At 70.0% G+C, this 20,607-nt stretch carries 28 protein-coding genes; 2 read left to right on the forward strand and 26 right to left on the reverse strand.

The window, feature by feature from the left end; all coding sequences use genetic code 11:
• Positions 1 to 12: 12 nt before the first annotated feature.
• Genes ACLBX8_RS07905 through ACLBX8_RS07915 form a run of 3 tightly spaced genes read right to left on the reverse strand, consistent with a single transcriptional unit; the run spans position 13 to position 1,708 of the window.
• Entirely contained in the window at positions 13 to 1,068 is a 1,056-nt protein-coding gene (locus ACLBX8_RS07905) for a peptidoglycan-binding protein (RefSeq protein WP_447714868.1), read from the reverse strand.
• 11 nt (positions 1,069 to 1,079) lie between these two features.
• The gene (locus tag ACLBX8_RS07910; protein WP_447714869.1) at positions 1,080 to 1,298 is read right to left on the reverse strand and encodes a hypothetical protein; all 219 of its coding nucleotides are present in this window, start codon (positions 1,296 to 1,298) and stop codon (positions 1,080 to 1,082) included.
• A 14-nt stretch (positions 1,299 to 1,312) separates the two neighbouring features.
• A complete protein-coding gene (locus ACLBX8_RS07915; protein WP_447714870.1) occupies positions 1,313 to 1,708 on the reverse strand; it encodes a septal ring lytic transglycosylase RlpA family protein in 396 nt (131 codons plus the stop codon).
• Between the two features lie 107 nt (positions 1,709 to 1,815).
• Between ACLBX8_RS07915 and ACLBX8_RS07920 the strand changes: the two genes are divergently transcribed.
• Positions 1,816 to 1,983 (forward strand): hypothetical protein, encoded by a 168-nt coding sequence (locus tag ACLBX8_RS07920; protein WP_447714871.1) that lies wholly within the window; start codon positions 1,816 to 1,818, stop codon positions 1,981 to 1,983.
• Between the two features lie 55 nt (positions 1,984 to 2,038).
• Here ACLBX8_RS07920 and ACLBX8_RS07925 read toward each other — a convergent pair whose 3' ends face one another.
• From ACLBX8_RS07925 to ACLBX8_RS07985, 13 genes are all read right to left on the reverse strand, one after another.
• Positions 2,039 to 2,227, reverse strand: a complete 189-nt coding sequence (locus ACLBX8_RS07925) for a hypothetical protein (RefSeq protein ID WP_447714872.1) — start codon at positions 2,225 to 2,227, stop codon at positions 2,039 to 2,041.
• Between the two features lie 20 nt (positions 2,228 to 2,247).
• Positions 2,248 to 4,218 carry a hypothetical protein gene (locus ACLBX8_RS07930; protein ID WP_447714873.1) on the reverse strand — a complete coding sequence of 657 codons (1,971 nt, stop codon included), beginning with the start codon at positions 4,216 to 4,218 and terminating at the stop codon, positions 2,248 to 2,250.
• A gap of 4 nt (positions 4,219 to 4,222) precedes the next feature.
• Positions 4,223 to 4,894, reverse strand: a complete 672-nt coding sequence (locus ACLBX8_RS07935; protein ID WP_447714874.1) for a hypothetical protein — start codon at positions 4,892 to 4,894, stop codon at positions 4,223 to 4,225.
• Between the two features lie 76 nt (positions 4,895 to 4,970).
• The gene (locus ACLBX8_RS07940) at positions 4,971 to 5,492 is read right to left on the reverse strand and encodes a DUF4376 domain-containing protein (RefSeq protein WP_447714875.1); all 522 of its coding nucleotides are present in this window, start codon (positions 5,490 to 5,492) and stop codon (positions 4,971 to 4,973) included.
• Complete coding sequence (locus ACLBX8_RS07945; RefSeq protein WP_447714876.1) at positions 5,492 to 6,493, reverse strand: hypothetical protein; 1,002 nt, start codon at positions 6,491 to 6,493, stop codon at positions 5,492 to 5,494. Before ACLBX8_RS07945 ends, ACLBX8_RS07940 begins: the two co-directional genes overlap by 1 nt.
• Positions 6,494 to 6,572: 79 nt before the next feature.
• Positions 6,573 to 7,283, reverse strand: coding sequence for a YmfQ family protein (locus tag ACLBX8_RS07950; protein WP_447714877.1), 711 nt, complete (start codon positions 7,281 to 7,283; stop codon positions 6,573 to 6,575).
• On the reverse strand, positions 7,280 to 8,353 hold the full coding sequence (locus ACLBX8_RS07955) for a baseplate J/gp47 family protein (RefSeq protein ID WP_447714878.1): 1,074 nt from the start codon (positions 8,351 to 8,353) through the stop codon (positions 7,280 to 7,282). The genes ACLBX8_RS07950 and ACLBX8_RS07955 overlap by 4 nt, the downstream gene beginning before the upstream one ends.
• A 74-nt stretch (positions 8,354 to 8,427) precedes the next feature.
• Complete coding sequence (locus ACLBX8_RS07960; protein WP_447714879.1) at positions 8,428 to 8,952, reverse strand: phage GP46 family protein; 525 nt, start codon at positions 8,950 to 8,952, stop codon at positions 8,428 to 8,430.
• Positions 8,949 to 9,182, reverse strand: a complete 234-nt coding sequence (locus tag ACLBX8_RS07965; RefSeq protein ID WP_447714880.1) for a hypothetical protein — start codon at positions 9,180 to 9,182, stop codon at positions 8,949 to 8,951. Before ACLBX8_RS07965 ends, ACLBX8_RS07960 begins: the two co-directional genes overlap by 4 nt.
• Before the next feature lie 17 nt (positions 9,183 to 9,199).
• Entirely contained in the window at positions 9,200 to 9,838 is a 639-nt protein-coding gene (locus ACLBX8_RS07970) for a phage baseplate assembly protein domain-containing protein (RefSeq protein WP_447714881.1), read from the reverse strand.
• Positions 9,835 to 10,944, reverse strand: coding sequence for a phage baseplate assembly protein (locus ACLBX8_RS07975; RefSeq protein ID WP_447714882.1), 1,110 nt, complete (start codon positions 10,942 to 10,944; stop codon positions 9,835 to 9,837). The genes ACLBX8_RS07970 and ACLBX8_RS07975 overlap by 4 nt, the downstream gene beginning before the upstream one ends.
• Before the next feature lie 3 nt (positions 10,945 to 10,947).
• Complete coding sequence (locus ACLBX8_RS07980; RefSeq protein ID WP_447714883.1) at positions 10,948 to 11,622, reverse strand: hypothetical protein; 675 nt, start codon at positions 11,620 to 11,622, stop codon at positions 10,948 to 10,950.
• A gap of 6 nt (positions 11,623 to 11,628) precedes the next feature.
• Positions 11,629 to 12,102 carry a DNA circularization N-terminal domain-containing protein gene (locus tag ACLBX8_RS07985; protein WP_447714884.1) on the reverse strand — a complete coding sequence of 158 codons (474 nt, stop codon included), beginning with the start codon at positions 12,100 to 12,102 and terminating at the stop codon, positions 11,629 to 11,631.
• A gap of 44 nt (positions 12,103 to 12,146) precedes the next feature.
• On the opposite strand from ACLBX8_RS07985, the gene ACLBX8_RS07990 reads away from it, so the two are divergent.
• Positions 12,147 to 12,482: a hypothetical protein gene (locus ACLBX8_RS07990; RefSeq protein ID WP_447714885.1), complete on the forward strand. Its 336-nt coding sequence runs from the start codon at positions 12,147 to 12,149 to the stop codon at positions 12,480 to 12,482.
• A gap of 1 nt (position 12,483) precedes the next feature.
• Here ACLBX8_RS07990 and ACLBX8_RS07995 read toward each other — a convergent pair whose 3' ends face one another.
• From ACLBX8_RS07995 to ACLBX8_RS08040, 10 genes are all read right to left on the reverse strand, one after another.
• Complete coding sequence (locus ACLBX8_RS07995; RefSeq protein ID WP_447714886.1) at positions 12,484 to 15,060, reverse strand: M15 family metallopeptidase; 2,577 nt, start codon at positions 15,058 to 15,060, stop codon at positions 12,484 to 12,486.
• Between the two features lie 123 nt (positions 15,061 to 15,183).
• Positions 15,184 to 15,516 carry a phage tail assembly protein gene (locus ACLBX8_RS08000; RefSeq protein WP_447714887.1) on the reverse strand — a complete coding sequence of 111 codons (333 nt, stop codon included), beginning with the start codon at positions 15,514 to 15,516 and terminating at the stop codon, positions 15,184 to 15,186.
• 2 nt (positions 15,517 to 15,518) lie between these two features.
• A complete protein-coding gene (locus ACLBX8_RS08005) occupies positions 15,519 to 15,878 on the reverse strand; it encodes a phage tail tube protein (protein WP_447714888.1) in 360 nt (119 codons plus the stop codon).
• 68 nt (positions 15,879 to 15,946) lie between these two features.
• The gene (locus ACLBX8_RS08010) at positions 15,947 to 17,473 is read right to left on the reverse strand and encodes a phage tail sheath subtilisin-like domain-containing protein (RefSeq protein WP_447714889.1); all 1,527 of its coding nucleotides are present in this window, start codon (positions 17,471 to 17,473) and stop codon (positions 15,947 to 15,949) included.
• Positions 17,474 to 17,479: 6 nt separating this feature from the next.
• Positions 17,480 to 17,743 carry a hypothetical protein gene (locus ACLBX8_RS08015; protein ID WP_447714890.1) on the reverse strand — a complete coding sequence of 88 codons (264 nt, stop codon included), beginning with the start codon at positions 17,741 to 17,743 and terminating at the stop codon, positions 17,480 to 17,482.
• A 36-nt stretch (positions 17,744 to 17,779) separates the two neighbouring features.
• The gene (locus ACLBX8_RS08020; RefSeq protein ID WP_447714891.1) at positions 17,780 to 18,370 is read right to left on the reverse strand and encodes a hypothetical protein; all 591 of its coding nucleotides are present in this window, start codon (positions 18,368 to 18,370) and stop codon (positions 17,780 to 17,782) included.
• The gene (locus ACLBX8_RS08025) at positions 18,370 to 18,726 is read right to left on the reverse strand and encodes a head-tail joining protein (protein WP_447714892.1); all 357 of its coding nucleotides are present in this window, start codon (positions 18,724 to 18,726) and stop codon (positions 18,370 to 18,372) included. Before ACLBX8_RS08025 ends, ACLBX8_RS08020 begins: the two co-directional genes overlap by 1 nt.
• Positions 18,723 to 19,001, reverse strand: coding sequence for a hypothetical protein (locus ACLBX8_RS08030; protein ID WP_447714893.1), 279 nt, complete (start codon positions 18,999 to 19,001; stop codon positions 18,723 to 18,725). Before ACLBX8_RS08030 ends, ACLBX8_RS08025 begins: the two co-directional genes overlap by 4 nt.
• A 59-nt stretch (positions 19,002 to 19,060) precedes the next feature.
• The gene (locus ACLBX8_RS08035; protein WP_447714894.1) at positions 19,061 to 20,107 is read right to left on the reverse strand and encodes a major capsid protein; all 1,047 of its coding nucleotides are present in this window, start codon (positions 20,105 to 20,107) and stop codon (positions 19,061 to 19,063) included.
• A gap of 75 nt (positions 20,108 to 20,182) precedes the next feature.
• Positions 20,183 to 20,566, reverse strand: coding sequence for a head decoration protein (locus tag ACLBX8_RS08040; protein WP_447714895.1), 384 nt, complete (start codon positions 20,564 to 20,566; stop codon positions 20,183 to 20,185).
• Between the last annotated feature and the right edge of the window lie 41 nt (positions 20,567 to 20,607).

A 20,607-nucleotide genomic window follows, 5' to 3' on the forward strand; every position in this document is an offset into this window, starting at 1 on the left:
AGAAGTCGAACATCAGGCGCGCGCTCCGGTGAGACGGGGGAAGCGGCGCGCCAGGAAGCCCGGCACGGGCCGGCCGGCATCGTCCCAGCGCGCGTAGAGGGCGTAGAGCGCGCCGGCGACGATCACGACGCCGACGATCAGCCCCAGCACGGTGCCGGCCTGGATCTGGCTGTTGGCCTGCTCCAGCTGCTCCTTGAGCTCGATCGCGTTGTCGATCGTCAGGCCGGTGCCGGAGGAGGCCGCGACCGCGCCGCCCTGGATGGTGCGGCTACGCGCGAGGTTCGCGTCCTTCGCCGGCGCGGCCAGCGGCTCGGCGGTGTCGAGCGCGGCGAGCGTGTCGTCGTCGAGCTCGCCCGTGACGGGCAGACCGGCCTTCTTCTGCAGCAGCTGCACGGACGCCGTCGTCCGGTCGCCGTGCTCGCCGTCGACCGCACCGACGGGGTAGCGGAGCGCCTTCAGCTTCGCCTGGGCCGGGATGACCCGTAGCGCCGCCTTCGCCTTGCCGAGGTAGGCGCGGCACTCGGGCAGGCCGATGTCCCCACCGTTCACGCGGCGGCGCAGGGCCGCGACGTCGTCGGCATCGGCGAGCGCGTTGCAGTCGTGGTCCGTCCAGTAGGTCAGCGCGGCCGAGATCGCCCCGGCGGGTGTGCGCAGCCGGTCGGGATCGGCCTCGAACCCGGCGTCGCGGTAGTTCGCCCGACCGGTGTTCTGAATCAGGCCACCGCCGCGGTAGCGCCAGCCGTCGCCGGGCTTCACGTTGCCGAGCCGCCCGCCGTAGACCTTCTCGGCGAGCGCCTTCGGGTTGCCGGCGTACGGCCGCGCGGACGCGAGCGTCGGGAATCGCTTCTTCCACACCACGCACAGCCGCTCGGCCGTGTAGAACAGGTTCTCCTCGAGGCGCGTCATCCCGCCCGATTCCGTGGCGAGCTGCGCGAGGAAGTGGGCGATGCGCAGGGGCGTGGTGATCTCGGCGGCCGCAATCCGGTCGTCGGCGGCCACGAACGCCGCGATGACGTCGGCGCGCGCGCGCGGCGCCACGGCGGGGAGGATCCGCTTCCAGTCGGTCATCGGTCAGGTCCTCAGAACGGAGTCGAGAGGCGCAGGCGCAGCGGCGCGAGCTCGTCGAGCTCGAGGGTGCGCAGCCGGCCGGCGTCGTGGATGAGCAGGCCGTTCGGCGCGATCGGCGCCGCGGCCAGGGGGCTCGCGGCACTGAGCCGGGCCGGCAGGTGCGGGATGCGCGGGCGGGCGACGGCCGCGGCCGGCGCGCCGGCCACCAGGGCGGCGACGATCGCCGCCATGCGTCGGGCCCGCCTCAGCGCGCGTCCGCCACGCGCCGTCCGTGCGGCAGGACCTCGACCCGCACCCGGGCGAGGCCGCACGCGCCGAGCGCCCGGCAGGAGCCGGTCGACAGGTCGATCAGCCGGCGGAGCCGACGATGCGGGCCGCGGTCGTTGATCCGGACCACGATGCTCCGGCCGGTGGCGAGATGCGTGACCCGGAGCCGCGTGTTGAACGGGACGTCCCACATCGCCGCGGTCAGGCCCATCGGCTGGAACCGCTCGCCGTTGGCGGTCAGCCCCTTCGGGTTGATGCGGAAGATCTCGTGGCCATAGGTCGACGCGATGCCGTCCATGGCCCGGACGTGGCCGGGCACGAGCAGCAGCGCGCAGGCGATCGCCGCCCGCAGCGCGAGGCGCTGGAGGATCATGGTGGTCTCCGATGGATCGAAAGGGGTAGGCGGCGGGCGACCGATCGACCGCTAGAAGCGATGCCTCAGGCCTCGGGCCACGCGATGCCGTTCACCGGGAGACGGCGATGGCGGGATGGATCACGCGTCAGTGGGGGCTGCTGCGCGAGCTGCTCGCGGTGGTTCTGTTCGTGGTCGGTCTCGGTGCCACCGCGGCGTGGATCGTGTTCGGCACGTGGTTCGCCGTGACCGAGCTCGCCCGCGCGCTCCTGTTTATCATCGCCTGGCTTCGCTGAGCGCGGGGCGCGGCGGGCCGCCTCCGTTCCCGAAATCTTCGGGAACGGTCGGGCGTCAGGCGGCGGCGCCCTTCACGGTGCCACGGATCACGACCGGCCCGATCGTCACCGGGTACGGCGCTTTTCCGACCTCAGTGACCCAGACCTCGTGCTGGTACAGCCCCGCCGGCACCGCGCCGACCCGCCACGCGGCGGTCACGCCCGTATGGCCGGGCCGGGTGCCGTCGGGATCGGCGACCGGCACGAGGTAGGTGGCGCCGACGTTCAGACCTTGATCTCCTCGGCGACGAGCGTCGCGCCCGCCGTGCCGCCGAAGAACCGCTGGGTCGCGCTGCCGTTGAGCCGCAGCGCCCCGCTGTCCGCCCCGACATTGACCGTGTAGGTCACGGGCGACGTGGTCGCGGGCGCATCGTCGACCTCCAGCGTCAGCGAGGCGGTCGCGTTCGCCCCGGGGATCTGCACGTAGCCCGGTCGGATCGCGCCGGCCTGCCCGCTACGGAAGATCGCGCCGATGAAGGCGCCGGCGGCCGACTTCGAGCCCTCACCGCGGAACCGCAGCCGGATCTTGCTGGACGCGGAGGTCGGCGTGATCGTCAGGGTGAGGATCTGCGTCCCCTCGTTCGACTGAGGGACCGTGTCGTCGAGCGGGATGGTCGCGGTTAGGTCGACGTTGGTGGTGTAAGGCGTGGCGCTAACCGACTTGATGATGCGACCGGCCTCGACGCTGAAGCGACCGGACATCCCTACGGCGCCGGTCGAGACGATCGTCCCGCCGAGATCCTCGTAGTAGGGCGTGCCGCCCACGCTCACCACGTTCGAGCCCGAGGCGTCGACCCGACCGCCCGTGCTGGCGATGAAGGCGTTGTAGAGGGGCGCAGTGACGGTGAAGCCGCCATTGGCCGTCGTCACGCCATTGTTGATCGTCGAGACCGCGTTGCCCTGGGCATTCGAGGACGATGCGGCCGGGACGAACAGGCGCCCGTTGTCGTTGTAATAGTCGGTGCCGTTGTAGGCAGCGATCCCGGTCTCGTCCTGGAGGTAGCCCCAGACGACGCTGAACCCGACCGCGTTGCCGACGACCCGGGCGGACTGGCCGTTCTGGTTCAGGATGCTCGCGCCGGTACGCGCAAACTGCCCGGCGCCGGCATTTCCGTAGCCCTCGAAGTTGCCCGCGTAGACCGAGGACGCATTCTGCGAGAGCAGGCCATTGCCGCCGCCGCCGGGATTGTAGGCGCCGTTGCCAGAGCCGATGCACCCGATCAGGGCGCCTTGGCCGCTGTCGCGGGCCATGAAGCCGTTGTTGCCGCACGAGGAGGCGATGACGCTGGTCGCGGTGACCGAGCCGCCGTAGTTCCCCCGCACGCCATCGGCGCCGAAGCCGGCCACTGCCAGGCTCGGACCCAGGATCAGCGTGCCGTGCGAGCCGTTGGCGTTCGACTTGTTCCAGACGCCGATCGTGCCGTCATTGGTGAACTGACCGAGCACGTCGACGTTGCTGAGGCCGCCGAGCTTGGTCATGTCGAAGGCGTTGACGCCCACGGCGAACCGCAGGCGGGCCTTGTTGATGGTCGCCGTGCCGGTCACGCCAGTCGGCGGCGTCTGATTGTAGGCCGTGTTGGTCAGGACCGCGGTGGTGCCGTTCGTGATCGATGCGACCCGCCAGGCACCGCGGTGCAGGACGTGCAGCGGCGAGGCCCCGACCGTCTGGGTGATCTGCACCAAGCCGCCGATCGCCATGCCGGTGGTCGAGCCGAAGGTCGCGGTAACTGCCCACGCGCCCGCCCCCCCGGTCACCGAGGTGACGCCGGTCAGCGTGGTGACGGTCGGGGCCGGACCCTGGATCCGGATGCGGTCGGCGTCGAAGCGATCGAGCGCGACTGTGGAGGCGTGCTCGAGGAACCCCTCGGTCGGCTGGATTACGATCTGCCCGGTGCGCCCCACGATCTGGCCGTCGAGGCTCGCCAGGGCCGCCTGCACGGTCAGGAAGGCGGCCGGTGCGGGGCCGATGACAATGGAGGCGGCCACGAGCGTGGACAGCACCCGGGCGCCGATCGCAACCGGAAGCGCCTGCGCGGTGCCGCCGACGGTGACCGAGAGCCCGGTGCCGTCACCGGTTCGGGGCAGAAGCCCGGAGACGTCGGGAGTGACGCCGTCCTTGCCATCCTTGCCGGGAAGGCCAGCAGGACCGCCGACAGGGATGATCGCGCCGGCGAGCGACGAGCCTCGGATGGCCATGCTCTCAGGCTCCCTGTCCGATCTGCGCGACGATGGCGGTGTGGTGGAGGAGGCCGAAGAAGGCCGGCACCTTCAGACCCGTGGCCGGGTCGGTGGCGCTGATCACGTACGGGTAGCCATCGGCCTTGGCCGGGAGCGCAGCCATGGTCGCGCGCGGCACCGCCATGGCGATCGTGCCCGCTGCTCCGCCGCTGACGATCGTCGGGCTCGCGCCCGCGCTCGTGGCCTGGAGGGCGATCGACGCGGCATCCGTGGTGTCGCGCGCGTCGAGGTCGAACTGCAGGCCGGTGACGTCGAGGGCCGTCGGCACGACCGCGACCGCGAAGCTGTCGCCGACCGCGAAGGGCGTGCTGCCCGACGTGACGGTCAACGAGATCCCGGCCGCGTAGAGCGGCAGGCCGACCACGCCCTGACCTGTCACCAAGCCCGTCGGATCGGTGACGCTGAGGTAAGTCAAACCGCCCGCCAGCGCTGTCACGGCGACGGTGTGCGCCCCATAGGCGGTGCCGGCGGCGATAGTCGCCAGTGCGGCCGTACCGTTCCCGGCATTGGCTGCGCCGGCCAGGATCCCCCCGGGCCCGGGCGTGCCGATCAGCGGCAGGCCGTCGAGCCAGTCGAACGCCTGCTGCGTGTCGAAATCGACCCGCTGCGGTCGGATCAGGGCGAGGTTCGACACGCGCGCACCTCAGGGCGACGGGCACGAAAAAGCCGCCCGGAGGCGGCGCGGGGCGGACGGGTCTGGGAGGCCGGGGTCAGGCGTTGGCCGGCCAGGGCGCGGCGTCGATCTGCGCGAACGTCGTGACGGTGGGCGGATTGGCGTTGATCGCGGCGTCGAGATCGTCCTCGGCCGCGAACGCCGCCTGGACGTGGGCGCCGACGGCGAGCGCCAAGGCCTTCACCTGATCGGCCGACAGCGCGATCCAGCCGGACGCCGCCTTGAACCGCACGGATGCCGCGCCCGAGGCCGTGACGTAGGCGAAGGCGTTGCCGATCATGCCCTGGCTGTCACGGTCGGTGGCGACCTTGGCGCCGCCGACCACGATGCCGCCGGTTTCGACCGCGTAGCGCTTGGTCGCCGCGTAGGCGACGAGATCGGCCTGGACCTTGACCGCCAAGGCGGCGGCGTAGCCGGACAGGTCAATGGCATTTTCGATCTCGACGCCGGTGATATCCGGTCCGGTGAAGATCATGCCCGACCCGATCCCGTGCAGAACGGCCTCATCCCAGGGCTTGCCCGCCGGATCCAGGGCGGGGAGTGGCGTGCGCGTGGTCATCAGGGCTCGACCTCCATGAGGAGCAGCGTCACCGTGTTGGTCGGCGGGTAATCGGCGACGTCGGATGCCGTCGGGTTGAAGACCGTCGTCCAAGTCGCACCATCGGTGCGGAAGAACGACATCGCGCAGCTCTGCGCGCCCACCGGCAGATTTCGGATCGGGATGACGGGAGAGTTGCCGAAGGCCAGAGAACCGGCAGCGCCGCTCGCGGACTGGAGGACGCCGTTCGACAGGCCGGTATCGAAGATCTGGTTTCCGACCGTGAACCGGACGCGGGTGCAGCCGAAACTGCCCGGGGTGAAGGTCTGGAAGTTGCCGATGATCAGGATATTCGAGGTCGGCGACTTCTTATTGTAGATGAAGCCGTTCCACGGCGTGACCAGCACGTTCGCGCCGGTGGCGTTCATCGACGTGCGCGTCGTGTTCTGAAACGGAATGACGTTGAAGAGCGATTTCGCGGCCTGCGCCTGCGAGATGCTCCCGCTTGTCGAGGCGCCGCCCGACAGCCGCGCGTTGCTGGAGGCATCGATGTCGAAGGTCAGGAACTGCCCAGCCTTCCATGCGCCGGCCGGCAGCGCGGTCCCGTCCGAGGCGACGATCGGGTAGCTCACCGTCGTGCCGGCGGCGTTGATGCCGGTGATCGCGAGCGTACCGCCGGGCCCGGTGTAGTCGGAGGCCGCGATGCCCCGCACCCGCATGCCCACCTGCAGCGAGGGCAACACCACCGAGTTCGGCAGCGCCGCCGTCAGCGCGGTCGCGGTGCCCCCGAACAAGCCGAGCCAGATGCCGCGGGAGAACGCCTGGATCAGCTGTGTCAGATCCAGGCCGCTGCGCACGAGGCCGGCGGCGTCGATTGCCGACAGGATCTCGGCCTCGCAGTCGGTGAACAGCGCCTGTCCCGGGTAGGAGCCCTCGACGCCGGTCGACGGCACACCGTCCTTCCAGGGCAGCTGCCCGGCATCCTCGGCGCCGTTGCTGTTGAGCGGGAAATGCTTGCGCAAGGCGAGGCCTCCGGTGGGAGCCGGTTGAGGCCGCGCGGGCGGCCGGGTCAGGTGAGCGGGTGGTTGGCGCGGGCGCGCGTCAGCTCGCGATCAGGCGCAGGAGCGGATCGCCGCCGAAGGTCGAGGTGCCGAACGAGAAGCGCTGCTGGCGCACCGTCGGGGCGGGGGCGCCATAGTTGAAGAACAGGAGCGTGTGCGCCGGCTTGAGGCGCGAGAGGATGCACTCCAAGTCCTCGGCCTTGCGGATCGACAGGAGCGGATCGCGCCCGAACGAGGAGACGCCGAACTGGAAGCGCGTCAGGCGCGCGCCGGAGACCGTGACCGACCAGCAGTACCGGAAGCCGGGCGGGTTGAGCCGGCCGTGGCTGCCCCCGAACGACGACAGCCCGAACTGGAAGGGCACGTATTCCTTGATCGTGATCGCGTAGCCGAGCGAGGCCGCGACGCCGATGAAGAAGGCGCGGCTCTGGCCGCCCTGCATGGCGATCTTCTGCGCGAGGCGCTGACGGCGCTCGGGCAGCGTCTGCACCACCGGTACGCACGGATCCGGCAGGCCGTAGGCCCGCTCCCAGTCCGTGAGCAGCTCCAGCGTGAAGCGCGGGTCGGTCTCGATCTCCAGGAGATCGGCCGCGCGTGGGTCGACCACGGCGCCCCAGATCTCGGCCTGGCCGCGCACAAGCTGCATCAGGGTCGAGGCCGGATCGCGCGACCACGCCTCACCGGTGGGCAGGAGCCGCGCGAACGCCTCCGCGTAGTCCTCGCCGTCGCGCCGGATGAAGGCGTCGCTCATGTGAACGCGATCCCGCCGCCGAACTGCTGCCGGAGCGAGGCGATCGAGCCGGCGTTGGCCATCGCGAAGTCCCCGGTGGCGAGGTCGAAGGTCGCGTCACCCACGGCCTCGGTGATCGCGTCCGAGATCCAACAGGCGAAGATCGTCTGCCCGGGCGCGGCCTTCTCCAGGAGCATCGCCTGGAGGCCGGCCGCGATCGCCAGCCGCGTCGAGGGCGTGTCGTTCGACAGGTTGAGGATCCGCGGGACGATCCCCTGCGGGAGCGCGGCGACCACGAACAGGTCCGCGACCGTCACGGGCCGGACCGTGTCGAGGTAGGCCTTGGCCATCGCGCAGTCGTCGAGCGTCGGCAGGCCGTCGTTCGAGGCCCGCAGCACGTCGCAGGCGAAGCGCACCGTGACCGTGCCGATGCCCATCTCCATGGGCGCGACCCAGACGCGGGAGACGCCGGGCAGGGACAGGGTCCACTGCTCGTAATCGGTGGCGCACCCGCCCATCGGCGGGTTGCGGATCCGCAGCAGGATCCGGACGCGCAGGTCGTCGTCGCTCTCGGTGTCGGCGCCGCCGTCGATCAGGACGACGGTCGCCTGCGCGTCGACGCTGGAGACCGCGACCGTGAGCGAGAGCGGCGCGCCCGGGTCGCGGTTGCCGATCGCGCCGGCGGTGAGGCAGGTCACAGTGACCGGCGTCGCGGCGGCCGAGAGGTAGACGTCGGTCGCGGTCTGGTACTGGACGCCGTCCGAGGTCGCCAGGACCGAGCCGGCCGCGAGCTTCGTCCCCGGCGTGCCGGTCACCGTGACCGTGCCCGAGGCGAAGGTCGCGGCCTTGCGGCCGCCGAACAGGATGTTGGCCCAACGGTCGAGCCAGCCCTTCTCCGCCAGGTCCGGCAGGAAGTTCTTGGCGAGCCACTGGAGGTATTTGAGGTTCAGGAACGCGCCGCCGGCGTTCTGATCCGAGAGCACGCGCAGCGCGCTATTCGGCACCGAGGCGTCGGCGCCCTCCAGGAAGGCGGCCAGGAAGTCGCGGTTCTGCCGCCGGACGGTCGGCAGGTCCGGCAGGGCGAAGGGCATGGGGCAGCCTCAGGCGCGCCGCGGCAGCGGCTTCCAGCGGGTCGGCTCGGGCGGTGGCATTGGTGGGCGGCCGGTCAGCCGGTCGGCGCGGAGACGACGACCCCGGCCCACAGGTCGGAGAAGCGCAGGTCGAGCAGCAGCTCGTCGCCGCGGAACATGACGATCCGCGCCTCGATCCGCTCGACGCCGGCGCGGACCACCGTGACGTCGAGGCGGGTCGCGATCTTCCGGTCGAGGAACGGCTGGAGCGCCTCGCGGATGTAGTCCTCGACCTGGACGGTCGTGGCGCCCTTGCGGGCGGCCGCCCCGGTGATCGTGGTCCGGGACAGGAGCCAGAGCTTCGAGCCGATCGGCCAGCCGTCCCAGATCTCGGCGGCGTCGACGTCGCCCCACCAGCCGCGGCGGTCGGTGTCGCGCGAGTCCGGCAGCGCGTCGTCCGGACCGGCGAGCGCGTCGGTCATCAGGGCGACGACGACGGCCGTGGCGAGCTCGTCCGAGGTGTCGAGCTGGCCCGCCGGCGTGAGCAGCAGGTCGAGGTCGACGGCCTGGAAGGGCTGGCCCGGGCCTGTGCCCTTCGGCGCGATCCGGACGTCGCTCACGCGCGGCTCTCGCCGACCACGTAGTCGCTGGCGCGGGCCCGATCGAACTCGTACTCGCCGCACCGGTCGGTGCCCAGCACGCCAGGCCAGATCGCGGCCTTCACCCTCCCGCCTTCGGCCGGGCGCGGGGCATGGCGCCGGCAGGCGCCGAACTCGGCCGGGTGCGGGTTGAGCGCGAAGTGGCGGCAGCTCGCGCACGAGGGCGCGGGCGGGGTGTAGCGCAGGCCCATGGTCGGCTCCGATGATCTCAGGACGTCTTCACCGGCAGACCGCCGGCGAGCATCGACAGCGCGGTGATCGCCTTGCTGGCGTCCAGAGCGCCTTTCACGGACACGTCGCCGTCCATGATGTGCTTGCCGCCCGCGCCGGGCTTGGTGGTCAGGTTCGGGCCATCCATCACGATGGTGGCGCCGTCCTTGTTGGTGATCGTCACCTTGCCCGAGGGATCCTGCACCACGGACGAGGTCACCTTGCCGTCCTTGTCGACGGTGTTGTGGGTGATCGTCAGCGGCGTGCGATGGGTGATCCCGTCCTTCGTGAAGGTCGAGAGCGAGCCGCGGTGATCGTGGAAGGCGACATCGCCGGGCTTCATGTCCTTCGGGCGATGGCGGCGGTCGGCGACGCCGATCACGACCGGGTGGTCAGGGCTGCCGCCGAGGTAGGCAATCAGCACCTCGGCCTCGCCGTCCTTGTCCGGCGGCAACGGCACGTAGCTGATGCCGTAGTGACCCCAGGCCTCGACGTTCGAGAACTGCTCGCCGAACCGGGCCCGGACCGTGACCTCCTGCATCTTCGGCTTGTCGTCGGCCTCGATGATCGTGGCCCGGGACACGCCAAGGTAGGAGCGGCGCGCGGAGTCGTCGCCGCCGGATCGGAGCGTGCTCACGTGCTTGCCTCGGGCTGCGCCGGGGTCACCGGCCGGTTGTAGAAGCCGTCGGACGCCTGGCCGTCGGGGTTCTTCTGCTGGAACGCCTTGGCGTTCACGAGCTCGATCGCGGTCGTGGTCTGCCCCTCGGGCGTCTGGGTGTAGGTGTAGCCCCAGAGCTTGAGGTTCATCAGGCCGTCTGCCGTCGGGAACAGCATGGGCGACTTCACCGTGACGAAGTCGGAGAGCGACCACAGCTCGCCGTTCGGGTTCAGCCAGCCCTGGTAGACCAAGGTCACCCGGAGAAGGTCGGCCTCGAGGGCTTGCGCCTCCATGTTGGTGCGCAGCTGCAGCTCCTTCTGGGAGAGCGGCATCTCCGCAAGCACCTTCCGGGACAGCCCCGGGATGCCATCTGACATCTGCGCCTTGGCCGAGATCTCCGCGGCCTTGCGGCCGAATAGGCTGTCCGACCCCGGCTGCTGCGACCGCGCCACGATGTCCTGCACGGACGGCATGGCGATCGAGCAGTTGGCGGAAAGAATGTTCAGCCCCTCCTCGAACATCGCCGTGGCGCCGCCCTGCTTGGCGCCACCAACGAAGTCACCGTTGGCGTCGGCTCTGAGCCAGAGCCCGCGCTGATTGCATAGGCGCGAGATGGCATCGAACGGCGTCTCGCCGTGCCGGATGATGACGTTCGGGAATGGCGTGTCCCATCCGTCCGGGCCATTCTCTACCCGGAACTTCAGCCCGTGCGGCTTCAGCAGCCGGTTGGCGATCGCGTCGACCTTGTAGCCCCGGAACTGCCCGGTGCCGGCGTCGGCCGAGGCGCGCCTCGTGATCTCGGCCTTTGAGAAGCCGTCGACCTGCACGCCATGGCGGTTGGCGTCGTAGGCGGCCTGCCGGTGGCCGATGTAGCCTTCCTGGATCACAACCTGCCCGGCGAGGGCGATGTCGACCCGAGCGCCCGGCAACAGCCGCTGGACCAAGCTCCGGCTCGGCTCCGCGCAAGTCAAACGGAAAGTCCGCTGCCATGCGGCGTCGAAGGACTGGCTCACCGAGACCGTCAGCCAGTCGCGGTAGGTGCCGCTCTCGGTGCGGACCTCGCAGATCAGGTCGGGGCTGGGCATTGCTCAGGCTGACAGCGCGCGGCCGGCGGCCGGCATAAACAGCGGGTGGACGGTGTCGCGGTTCTCCGCGAGCAGCTCGTCTGCATGGCCCGCATCGCCATAGAGGCGGTTGGCGAGCGTCAGCAGCGGCATGCGCGTGCCGAAGCCGTAGGAGACAATCCGCGGCAGTGGCCGGGATCTGGCGCCCAGATCGCGCACGACCGCGCCGTGGAGAGCGATGAGCGCCCGCCAGACGGTGTTGTTGAACTGGCCGGCAGCGAAGTCCTCGGCCGGCACGAAGGCGGCGTTAACCCGCGCGAGCGTTGCGTCCACGTCCTGGCGGCTCGTGAACGTCGTCGCCGCGATGATCCGGGACATCTCGACGAGAGCAAACCGCGCCGCGGTCTGGGCGACGCGCTGCACCGGCAGATCCTGGGCCGTGACGGCCTGCGCTTCCTGCCGGACCTGATCCATACCCGCGAAGGTGGCGCCGGCCGCGGTGGCAGCCGCGAAGCACGCGCGCAGCGGCGGCCCGAAGGTGCCGGCCTGAACCTGGCCGACGCCGTCGGCCGAGAGCGCGCCGCAGAGCTGACGGAGCGCCGCCCCGTTCTGATCTGCTGCGCTCGCGCCGGACGCTAGAAGGGCGTCGAGCACGGCCTTCAGCGCCGCGACGGCGATGCGGCGCTGGGCGAAGGTCATGCGGTCCTAGCTCCAGTCGTCGTCGGTGCCGGCGGAGAGTTCCGAGGCGTCGGCGAGCTGCGTCGCGAAGTTGGCCGAGACCGCCTGTGTGTTCTCGCCGAACAGCGCCGCCGTCCCGCCGCTGGCGTCCACGAAGGCCATCTCGAAGTAGGCGATGCCGCCCTCTTCCTTGCGCTCAGCGCGCGGGCCGAACTCGCAGCGCATGAACATGCGCCCGAGGGTCGGCAGGATCAGCGTGCCGCCGCCCTCGCGGTTGAGCGCCGCCTCAAGAGCGTCGGCCTGCAGATCGTAGTCGTCGCCGATGACGTAGCCCGAGACCGCAACGCGGGTGACGCGGCGGCCGAGGTCCTCGTCGAGCGATCGGTCGCCCTTCGCGAACTCGTAGGTGAAGCCGCGCCGCCCGTTGGTCCGGGAGTTGGCCGCCACGTAGAACGGCACGCCCCGGAACGAAGCAGGGCGGAGATCGTCACGCCAGGACATTCGGTCGGCCTCGACAACCTGAGCGGTATGGATAGGTTGGCGGCATGCGCCCCGCTCTGATCCTCGCGACCCTGCTGATCTCCACCGCGCCGGCCATGGCGGTGCAGTGCAGCTTCGACGATTACGATGCGAACATCTTTGAGCAGGGCAGCTGCAGCATGTCCGAGCCCCAGATTGGCGGCGCGTACGAGCAAGTATTCACGCTTAAAGGGCGGCGCATAACGATCGACTGGCCCGACCATCAGGGTCAGTTCCATCGCTGGAAGATCAACGGCAAACCCGCGGCGGCGTATGAATTCAACCGCGAACGCTACTGCGGGTGGACCGACGACCTGAAGCAGGCCTTTTGCTACGCCTTGCGTGGGCGCGTCGGTCCGTAGCTCAAGCTCGGTTCATGTCCATCTGAGACCGCCCGTGAGAGATGGATGTCTCACGGAACAGCCCGTCCATGTCGTGCTTGGTGCGCATCCCAGGCGGCGCGTTCTCGAACTTGATGTGCAGGGTGCCGCTCTTGCCTGCGCCGCCACCCGGCGCCCGCGGCCCGGGAGCATCCTCTGCCCGCGACTTGGAGGCCGGAGCGTCGCCCGCGTAGGCCTCCGGTCGAGCCTTGTAGGCCTTCGGGAACTGGAAGTGCGGGACGTCCTTGAACCGCTTCCAGTCGCCGCCCCACTCGACGGGGACACCGGCCTCGTCGGAGGCCTGCCGCATCGCGCGGTTGATCTCCTCGTACTTCTTGCGGTCTAGGGCGCCGACTGCCGGGTCGCCATCGGCTCGGACGTCGACGGCGCGCCCCTTGAGGTGCTCGCTGTCCATGGTCTTGGACCAGCCGCGTCGTACCATCTCGCGCTGGCGCTCCAGGGTGCGAAGGCCCTCGTGGATGTGGAACTTGACCTTGCTCAGCTGCTGGGCCCGCTTGAGAACCTTGATCAGGTCGGCATTCACACCTCGGCCGTCGGTCGGCTCTGGCGCACCATCACCCTGAGTGCCGGTCCCACCGTCAGACAGCGGCCCAGCCGGATCCGAAAGCGGGCCCCTGTTGGCGCCTGACGCGGCATTGGCCCCGTCGAGAAGTCCCATGGCATTGGCAGTTTGGCCGGTGAAATTATCGACGCCGGTTCGGCCGTTGTAGCCTTCTGCCCGCTCGAACATTGATGCGCCGGTCGCCGCCTCCATCGGGTTTCGCGCCCGGTTGAGTTGCGCCAGCGACTTCCGCTCGGTGGTGTGCAGTTCCTTCAGCGCGTAGGCGAGTTGCGCATCGAAGTTGGTGTTACCCTTGATCCCGGGAAGCCGGTCTCGGCCCAGCCACTGCGCAATACCGAACGCGCCGCTTTTGGGGTTCACCGAGCCCGGTCCGCCGCGCGCCTCGACAGCCGACCAACGGGCGACAAGCGCCCGAGCGCCGAGATCAGAGACACCGCCCTTCACGAGGGTGTCGATCGCATGTCGCTGCCGCTCTGAGGTCCACCAATTTCCGATCGTCGCACGGCCACTCCGGCTCGCACCTTCGCCGGTTCGGATAGGACCGGATGCGGCGGCCGGTCCGTTGCTCCCAAACGGCCGACCCCGAATGCCGTCACCAAGATCGGCGCCAGCCGGGGCATCACGCACGCCACCAGAGCCGCCGACCGAACCGCCGCCTGGGCCGCCGTAGATGCCTGCGCCGCCGAAACCACCCCCGACACCGAGGCCACCGCCGCCCCACGCTGCTTTCTGGATTAGCGACCCGCCGGGCGCACCCAGTCCACCGTAGCTCGACGGGCTGACGGTCGCACCGCCCTGTTCGCGCAGGCGCTGCAGCTCGTCGCCAACCCGCTTCAGCTCCTCGACCATCCGGTCGTGCTTGCGCTGGTAGTCGGCCGCGTCCGGGTTCCGCTCCAAGAGCTGCTTCTGGCGCTCGACGGAGGCCCTGCGGCCTTCGAGCTGAGCGCGACGCGCCTCGGCCTCGCTCGGAGCGGCCGGCGCCTCGCCGGGGGCCGCCTTCTTGGCGAACGCCGGCGGTGCATGCGCGTCGTCGCTGAACACGCCCTTGAAGCGCTCCCACAGCTGCATCAGCTGCTGCGCTTCGGTCGCGGTGTCCTTCAAACCCTGACCGACGCGGTCGAGCTCGCCCTTGAAAAACGAGACCGACTCAGGCCGGTTCAGATAGGTGACGAGGCGGTTGAACTCGTCGATCAGGGGCGTGAGGGCGCCGGTCTTCAGCCCCTCCATATTGGCGCGCAGGTCGGACATCGACCGCTCGAAGCGCTGCGCGGCCTCAACCTGCGACTGGGTCGTGCGCCCCATCTTGTGGGCGATCTCGTCGAGCGTCGCGCCGATGTCGCCGCCGATCGAGGCCGCGACCCGGCCGACATCCTCGGTGCCGAACAGCATCCGGGAGACGCGGCGGCGGACCTCCGGCTCCGGGATCTTCTGGAGGCCGTCCATGGCCCGCTTGAGCGCGGCCTCCATGTTCGGCGCGTTGACGAGATCCTCGGCGAGCTTGCCGAGGTTCATCGCCTGCAGGCCGGAGTAGGCCTCGCCCCAGCGGCGGCGCAGGTCGAACATGGTCGTCGCGAATGACCCGATCGAGCTCTTCATCGCGTCGGCGGAGACACCGAAGCGCTCGCCGAGTTCGCCGAAGGCGCGCAATTTGTCGATCGTGACGCCGGTCTCCCGGGCCATGATCGACAGTCCCTGCGTGTTGCCGGTGAAGGCCTTCATCGCGGACGTGAGGCCGGTGATCGACATCACCGCGCCGAAGCTGCCCACGCCCACCGCCGACAGGATCGGCGTGAAGCCGCCGAGCACGCCCTGGAACTTGGCGACCTCGGTGCGCGCGCCCTCCCAGTCCTTCTTCCAGGCAGCGCCCTGCTTAGCCGTCTCGTCGCCGACGCTCTTCAACCCCTTCTGGAGCTTCGAGAGCGGCCCGGTGAACTGATCCTCGACGGTGGCGACGATCTTGAGCTTGTCGTCAGCCATCGTCGTCCTCGGGCGGGGCGGGAGGTGGCCTAAGCGCCAGGGTACGGCCCATCAGGTGAGCCACGGTCGCCGGCGGCAAGGTGCCGATCGGCCGGCTGAACGGCCACGCGTGGAAGTCGAGGCCTAGGCGGAGGCAGTCGTCGACGGCGCCGGCGGCAGGGCCGCCCACACGAAAAAACGGCTGAGGATGGTCCCCAATGAGAGGATGTCGCGCGCGCCGATCTTCTTCAGCGTCGAGGTCGGCACGCTCGCGAGCTTGCTCACCAGCGGGAAGAACTGGTCGGCCGACAGGCCCTCGAGGAGACCGAACTCGATCACCTCCTCGCCGGTCGGCTCGCGCAACACGAGCACCTTGACCATCTCGTCGTGCGCACGGACTGCGGCCGCCAGCTGGTGCTCGTACGGCCATGTGATCTCGCGCGGGTCCCGCGCCGGGGCCTCGGTGGGGTCTGCCATGATCAGATCTCGTCGCAGGTGAGGCCCATCCAGTTCACCGACACCTTGCCGGCGCCGGTATCGATCTCGTGGGCGGACTCGGTCCAGGCGCCTGACAGGACGTAGGTCTTGCCGTTCGCAAGCTCGGCGGTGACGGTGATGTCCGTCATGGCGTCGAGCTCGGAGATGGTCAGACCGGCCGTGGTCGAGAGGTCGCCCTTGATGAAGGGCACGCGCGGGGTCTCGATGAAGCCGTGCACGCCGTCCTGACCGGCCACGCCCTCACGCTTCGACGGCGAGGGCGACACGACAAACGATCCACGCAGGTCATACTGCTTGTTGCCGGCCTTCACGAAGGCGGTGCCGGCGATCCTCTGGCCCATGGCCGGTGCTCCAAAGAAAAACCCGCCTCAGAGGGCAGGTTGGATTACGGGAAGGCGTGGAGGACCGATCAGGTTCCGGAGGCGCTGAGCGGGAACTGCAGGCGGAACTGCGCCAGGATGTTCAGCCGGCGCAGCTGATTGACGATGTCCGGCGGGTCGAGGATCTCGACGGTGTTCGGCTCCGTATTGGAGCGCGTCACCGAGAGGTTCGCGATGTAGAGCGCGGCGTTCTCGACGAGACCGTCGTACTCCATGTCCCGATACTCAGAGACCATCTCGGCCTTGATCATCAGCGGCGTGACGATCGGCTTGCCGGTGGCGAACTTGGTCCCGTCGTTGGCCAGCGCCATCCGCGGGAAGGCGTTGGTGAGCCGCTGCCGGACGCGGGTGTAGCGCTCGTCGAGGGTGGCGAGCGTGGTCACCAGTTCGAACGCATTGTCCGCCTGACCGTAGGCGTTCTTCTGGTAGGAGGTCTGCTCGCGCAGGATCACCGGCTGATTGGTCGTGCCGCCGTAGAGGTCCGTGCCCTGGATCGCGAGGCCGACCTGCGCGAGGGCGTTCAGCTGGGTCTTGTTCCAGCGGTAGGCCTTCTGCGCCGGCAGCACGCCGACGAGCGGCAGCGTCTGCAGCGGCTGGGCCGCGTAGGCGTTGATCGAGAACGCCGCGGCGGCGGTGTAGGCGGCGGCCCACTCCCAGACCGGCGACGGGCTCTGCGGCTCGAAGGCCATCGGGGAGATGACCGCCGAGTTGTTCGACGGGCCCCAGGTGGCCTGATCGGCGTAGGCGCCGCGGCGCGCCGAGAAGATCTGGCCGTAGCTCTGGCGGTACGGACCCCAGCGACCGCTGTCCGTGAAGCCGTACTCGGCGTCCCAGACGCTGTAGGAGCCCGAGTCGTTCACCGGCAGGGCGACGAACTTGTAGGGTGCATCGCCGAGCCCCGCGATCGCCGAGGTGAAGTCCGGCGTGCCGGTGCCGCCCGAGAGCTGATTGCCGGTCGGATAGGTCACTGCGAGGCCGGCCGGCAGCTGCTCGCCGCCGTAGCGGCCGAGGTAGCAGTCCTGGACGTTGATGTCGTTGCCGGTCAGACCCTTCCACTTGGCCGTCAGGGTGACGACAGCGGCGGCCGCGGAAGCCGTGACAGGCAGGTCCGGGGTCGCGGTGATCGCGGCCGCGATCTTGGCGGCCACCGTCGACGTAGTGTCCGCCGAGACGATGGCGATCGGCACGAGCTGACCCGCGATGTAGAGCGGATAGGTGCCGGCGACGGTCGGCGCGGCCGTGACGGTGATCGTGCCCGTGGCCGCGACGCCGGCGGCCGGCTCCGGCACCGGCAGGCAGTAGATCGGCACGCTCGTGACGCCCTTGAAGAACGTCTTGAACATGCGCGCGAGCATCGAGCCCGGGCCGAACAGGGCGTCGGCGTCCGCGTTCGTGCCGCAGGCGACGACCTGGTTCGGCGTGGCTGACCCGGCCGAGGTCAGGACCCCCGCGAGCAGCGCCCACTTCAGCGAGGTCGGGGTGCCGGCCCGCGAGGGGTCGATCTGGGTGTTGGGACCCGGGATCTTGTAGTTGTCCGGAACGCGCGTGATGCCCATCGCGGCTTACTCCTGCGAAGCGGCGGCGGGCGCGGCGGCGCTCGCGCTGGTGGCGGGCTTGGCGGAGGTCGGCGCGGCGGCGGGGCCGCCGGCGTCGTGCAGATCCTCCAGGACCTCGATGGCGCCCTCGTCCCGCAAGCGGAACGTGAACTGGTCGGCCGGCCAGCGGGCGGTGCCGTCCGCCTCGAAGCCGGTCTGCGACGGCATGTGCTTGAGCGCGCGGTAGCGCTCCTCGGTCGCCCTGACGGCGACCGTGGCTGATCCGGCCATGGCGATGTCCTCTGGATGGGAGCGGCGCGGGCCGGCTCAGGTCGTGGGAAGGTCGATCGTGAGCCCGATCGGGGGCGTACCCGGGCCGGCGCCGGCCGGGCGGGCGGTGACGACGACGTGCTCGAGGACGTCCGGGATCACCGGCTCGTAGTTCGTGCGCGCCAGGAAGGTGATCTCCAGGCGCCCTTCCGCGAAGTACGTCTCCCCCTCCTGCGGGAAGAGGCGGCCGCGGCGGACCTTGCTTACCGCTTCGAACAGCGGGTAGCGCTCCGGATCGTCCTCGTCCTTGCTTGGGTCGACCCCGCGCACGAAGGTCGGGTCGGTCAGGAGGTGCGACCGGATCCGGTCGACGATGTCGTCGAGGTCGGCGTCGAGCTGCTCGGGCGGCTGCTGGCCGATCACGACCGAGATGCCGATCGTCACCTCGCTGATGAAGCGCGGCGGCCCGGTGTTGGCCTCGTCTTCCGGCGTCTCCAGCTCGTCGACGAGGATGACCAGGAGCGCGGGTAGGTTGTTGGGCTGGATCTGCGGCCGCGGCTGCCGGCGGAGCGCCTTGACCGCCAGCCAGTCCTGACCCGTTAGGCGCTCGATGATCGCCTCGCGGATCAGCGTCGACGGTGACGGCATCACAGCTCCGGCGGCTTCCCGCGCTTCAGGGTGAGGGTGGCGCCGCCCTGGCCGTCCGGATCGATGTCGTCGATCCAGAACGTGCCCTCGTCTGGGTAGAAGCCGGCGGCGGGCATGCGCACGAGGGCGAACTGCTCGGGCTCGTACTTCCAGTCGGAGAGGCGGATCCCGAGCGTCAGCACCGTGGTGTTCAGGCTCTGGTCGCCCTCGAGCTGGATGCTGGTGTTCTTCACCGTCCAGATGCCGGTGGCGTCGAACGGCTGGCGGGCCGGCGATGAGGCCAGTGGCGTCACCGTGACCGGGCGCCCGAACGCGGTGATGCCGGGCCCGAGCGCCAGGGCGGCGAGGTCGATCACGCGGCGGCCGGCTTCGCGGCGGCCTTGCCGGCCGGCTTGGCGTCGGCGGCCGGCCCCTCGTCCGGGATCTCCTCAAGGACCTCGCCGCCGAAGCGGGCGATGATCCGGTCGGCCTCGTCGGCGTCCAGGGTCACGGCCTCGCCGGCCTTCTTGTGCGCGATCCCGCGCGAGGCGGGCACGAGCACGGTACCGGTGGTGTCGCGCACCTCAACGACGTCGTGATCCGGATCCTCGACGCCGAGGGCGATCTTGGTGACGATGGTCTTCTTCGGCATGGACGCCGGGCCTCACCTCAGCGGGAGCGAGAGGCGCCGCCGGAGCGGCGCCGGCGGGATCAGCGGACGGTCGCGCAGAAGGTCGCGTCGACCCAGCCCAGGACCGGCAGCGGCGCCGACTGGGTCATGAGGTACTCCGCGGAGGGGTCCTCGCTGATCCAATTCTTCGGGAAGCGCGGCATCGCGCGCAGCGCACGGACGTCCTGGATAGCGCCGTAGAGGCGGGTGCCCTGCGCGCCGACCGGATCCAGCATCATGCAGGTGTAGTCCGGCATGAACTGGGTCACGTTGCCCTGATCGTCGGTGAAGTACTGCTGGTAGACCCAGAACTCGAACTCGCCGGTGTCGCCAAGGTACTTCGCCTCGCGGCCGACGCCGCCGACCACGACACCGCCGAGATCGACGTTGCCCTTGGTCTGGCGGAACGAGTTCATGATCTGCTGGATGCCGGGCGACTTCACCAGCAAGTTGCCGGCGAGCGGATCCAGCACCACGACGCTCGGATGGAAGCCCGAATTCTTCTGCACCGTGGCGGCGGACGTGCGCAGGAAGTCGAGCGCGTCGACGCCGGTCTCACCCCAGCGCGCGCCGCCGGTCAGCGCGACGGTGTGGTTGGGATTGCGCTGCAGGTCGACCGCGGTGCGCTGCGGATAGTTCGGTCCGGAGAGGACCAGGCCGCCCGTCTGGATGAGCTGACAGGCCATCAGCTCCTCGCGGCGGGTGATCTGGTCGTCCTGGATCTTGAGCGTGTCCATGACGATCATGGCGCGGCGCTCCTCGGGGGAGAACTCGCCGAGCAGCCGCTCGCCGGGTCGGCGCCGCAGCATGCGGTTCGGCTCGATCACGTGCTTGGGCTTCACGTAGCCGGGCACGAGGCTCGCGGCGTTGAAGCCGCGCAGGCGCTCGGGCTGGCCGACGTCACCGGGATGGACCAGGGGCGCGAGGCGACGGGCGCGCTCGACCTTGTCGAAGTAGACCTCCTCGGTCTCGAACTGCTGCTCCATGCCGAATGCGAGGTTCCACAGGAACGGGTTCGGCCGGTCGATGACGCCGTAGGCGCCAAGCAGGAACGCGGTGGAGTAGACGGAGGTGTTGTCGAGGGGCACGGGCGGCTCTCCAAAAGAGAAGGGCGCCCGAGGCGCCCTGTGTCAGTCCGGATTGTTGCGGGGAGCGGCGTGCGGTCAGGCGACCGCGCCGACGGAGCGGATGAAGATGTCCCGGCCGGCGATGCGGAAGGCGTCGTCCAGCGTCTGGATCGACCAGGAGGCGTCGATCGGCATGACCTCGCCGGCGAACTCGCCGGTCTCGTAGGCCTTCACGCGGACGTCGGCGGCGCTGGCGTCGACCTCGAAGGTCAGGATGTGCGTCGGGACCTGGGAGCCATCCGAGGCGGTCTTCACGCTCGGGATGTACTTGTCGGTGGCGGTGACACGGCCGAGCGGGGTGCCGCGCTTCAGGGGCACGCCGGCGGCGTTGGCGCCCGAGGCGATCACGAGCGAGCGGGTCGCGCGCGGGAAGTCGCCGGCGTAGAGCGCGGTCGGGTGGAAATTCGTGAAGACGGTCATTCGGGCGGGTCTCCTGGATGGCCGCCTTCAGGCCGGCCGCG

It is taken from the genome of Methylobacterium sp. D48H (assembly GCF_053345715.1).